The sequence below is a fragment of the Sphingomonas sp. genome, from assembly GCF_042091075.1.
Taxonomy (GTDB): domain Bacteria; phylum Pseudomonadota; class Alphaproteobacteria; order Sphingomonadales; family Sphingomonadaceae; genus Sphingomonas.
On the sequence record NZ_JBELIE010000246.1, the window covers coordinates 1 to 2713 of the forward strand.

General features: G+C 68.2%; 3 protein-coding genes and 1 other RNA gene. All 4 read left to right on the top strand.

Going from position 1 to position 2713, the window contains the following annotated elements; all coding sequences use genetic code 11:
* Positions 1-636 (top strand): CheB methylesterase domain-containing protein (locus ACFDSW_RS16185; RefSeq protein WP_375251287.1); only part of this gene is annotated, 636 nt, incomplete at its 5' end.
* Positions 633-1472, top strand: a complete 840-nt coding sequence (locus tag ACFDSW_RS16190) for a CheR family methyltransferase (RefSeq protein ID WP_375251288.1) — start codon at positions 633-635, stop codon at positions 1470-1472. The genes ACFDSW_RS16185 and ACFDSW_RS16190, both read left to right, overlap by 4 nt.
* 118 nt (positions 1473-1590) lie before the next feature.
* The gene (locus tag ACFDSW_RS16195; RefSeq protein ID WP_375251289.1) at positions 1591-2280 is read left to right on the top strand and encodes an N-acetylmuramoyl-L-alanine amidase; all 690 of its coding nucleotides are present in this window, start codon (positions 1591-1593) and stop codon (positions 2278-2280) included.
* 87 nt (positions 2281-2367) lie between these two features.
* Positions 2368-2713, top strand: an RNA gene (gene rnpB, locus ACFDSW_RS16200) — RNase P RNA component class A; the annotation flags it as partial.

The following is a 2713-nucleotide window of genomic DNA, read 5'->3' on the forward strand; positions in this document are numbered from 1 at the left end:
GCGTCGGAAACTGCCCCCGCGAGCCCCGGTATCGTTCCGGCGATCCCGGATCTCACCTTCGACGCGATCGCGATCGGCGCGTCGACCGGGGGCATCCATGCCCTCGCGTCGTTGCTGGAGACGATCCCGGCCGAGGTCGATCAGCCGATCTTCATCACACAGCATCTGCCGCCCTCCTTCTCGCCCTTCTTCGCCGAGCAGGTCGGGGTGTCAGCTCGGCGTGCCGCACTGATCGGCACCGATCGTCGCCGTGTGAGCCGTGGCGAGGTGATGATCGCGCCGGGCGATGCGCATCTGGTGGTTGGTGCCCTGTCGAACGGACGGATCGCGACGCGACTTTCCCGAATGGCCACGGCGACAGGTAATCTGCCGTCGGTGGACCCGATGTTCGCATCGCTGGCGCAGGTCTATGGCGCGCGGTTGCTGGCGGTGGTGCTGAGCGGCATGGGGCGCGACGGCCTTGAAGGCGCGCGCGCGGTGCACGATGCCGGTGGTACGGTGGTGGTGCAGGATCAGGCGTCGTCGGTGGTGTGGGGCATGCCGGGCGTGGTTGCCCGCGAGGGCATCGCGCGGGCGGTGCTGCCCCCGGCCGCGATCGGCGCGATGATCGCCGCGACGGTACGGCACGGCGCATGACCGCGTCGCTGCTGTCGATCGATCCACGCTGCGGACGTGCGCTGGCGGCGTTGCTGGAGGAACGCACCGGCCAGCGGATCGCCGAGAACCGCAGCTGGCGGGTGGAGACGGCGCTGCGCCCGCTGCTCCAGTCGCTCTCGCTCGACAGCGTCACGCAACTGACCGCGCGATTGCGCGACCGCAGCGATCCCGTGCTGATCGACAAGGTGATCGATTCGCTGCTCAACCAGGAAACCTCCTTCTTCCGCGATGGCGCGGTGATCGACACCGCGGCGGAGGTCGCGCGGCAGGCGGCGGCGCGCCAAGGTCGACCGGCGCGGATCTGGTGCGCGGCGTGCGCGACGGGACAGGAGCCGCTGTCGCTGGCGATGCTGTTCGCCGAGGATGAACATATCCCGCCCCCGACGATCGTCGCGAGCGACGTCTCCGCGGCGGCCATCGAGCGGGCGCGGCGCGGCGCTTATTCGCATTTCGAGATCCAGCGCGGCCTGCCGATCCGGCGCATGATCCAGTGGTTCAGCTCGGAAGATGGCCAGCAATGGCAGGCCGCGCCGCGCCTGCTAGAGATGATCGCCTATCGGCGGCACAATCTCGTCGCCGATCCCTCGCCCGGATTGGCCTTCGATCTGATCCTGTGCCGCAATGTCTTGTTCTATTTCGCTCCGATCATGCGGGAACTGGTGCTGGAGCGGCTGGCCGATGCGCTGGCACCGGGGGGGCTGTTGCTGCTCGGCGCGGGCGAGACGGTGATCGGGCAGAGCGACCGGCTGCGCCCCAGCCGTGAAGCGCGCGGTTTCTACGAACGCGTGCCGGCCGCCACCGAGCGGGCGGAATAACGAACCGGGTTTACACCGCCGGCCGATCGCGCGACGGACGGATCAAGTGACAGCGGGGCGTAACGGTGGCGAAAGCAACGACGGGTGGCGTGGCGGATCGGGGCAATGGGTGCCCGGCATGAGAGTGATCGAAACGCCGTCGCCCAATTTCAACGACCGGCAGCTGCCGATCACGATGATCGTGCTTCATTACACCGGCATGCCGACCGCACGGCAGGCGCTCGAAAGGCTGTGCGATCCCGCTGCCGAGGTGTCCGCGCATTATCTGGTGGATGAGGATGGCACGATCCACCGCCTCGTCCCCGACGACCGGCGCGCCTGGCATGCGGGCAAGAGCCACTGGCGCGAGATCGAGGATGTCAATTCGGCGTCGCTGGGGATCGAGATCGTCAATCCCGGCCACGAGCATGGCTATCGCCGTTTTCCCGATCAGCAGGTGGAGGCGGTGATCCGGCTGGTCGCTCATCTGAAGGATCGATACGAGATCACCCGCGGCAATATCGTCGGTCATTCCGATATCGCGCCCGCGCGCAAGCGCGATCCGGGCGAGTTGTTCCCGTGGCATCGTCTCGCGCGGCTGCGGCTGGCGCTGCCACGCCCGACGAAGAACCTGATGGATCCCTTTTGGGGAGAGGCGGCGTTCTGCCTCGCGCTCGAACGGTTCGGTTATGACGTCACCGATCGGATGGCGGCGATCATGGCATTCCAGCGCCGCTTCCGCCCCGAACTGATCGATGGCGAGATCGATGCCGAATGCCGCATGATCCTGCTCGCGCTGTTGCTGCCCAAGCCGCAGGGCGATGATTGAGGCGGCGCCGGCACCGACCGTCACCGGCGCGCGGCCCGGCGGCTTCGTGCTTCCCTTGCCGTCGAAAGGGCGCTACGCCGCCGCGCGTCAGAGGGCTGGGCGGCCGCGTCATGCCTTGTGCATGCCGAGGAAAGTCCGGGCTCCATGGAACAACGGTGGCGGGTAACGCCCGCCGGCCAAGGGCGCGAGCCCGCGGTCAGGGACAGTGCAACAGAGAGCAGACGGCCTGGGTTTCGGCCCGGTCATGGTGAAAGGGTGCGGTAAGAGCGCACCGCGCGCGCCGGCAACGGCCGTGGCACGGTAAACCCCACCGGGAGCAAGACCGAATAGGGGCGGCATGGGCGTCTTCGGGCGTCCGGGGCGTGTTCCCGCCTGCTGCCCGGGTTGGTTGCTGGAGCGTGTCGGCAACGGCACGCCGAGAGGAATGGTCGCC

Bases quoted from the DNA above. Each gene is read 5' to 3' on its own strand.
- ACFDSW_RS16190 (WP_375251288.1), top strand. From the start codon at position 633: ATGACCGCGTCGCTGCTGTCGATCGATCCACGCTGCGGACGTGCGCTG.
- ACFDSW_RS16195 (WP_375251289.1), top strand. From the start codon at position 1,591: ATGAGAGTGATCGAAACGCCGTCGCCCAATTTCAACGACCGGCAGCTG.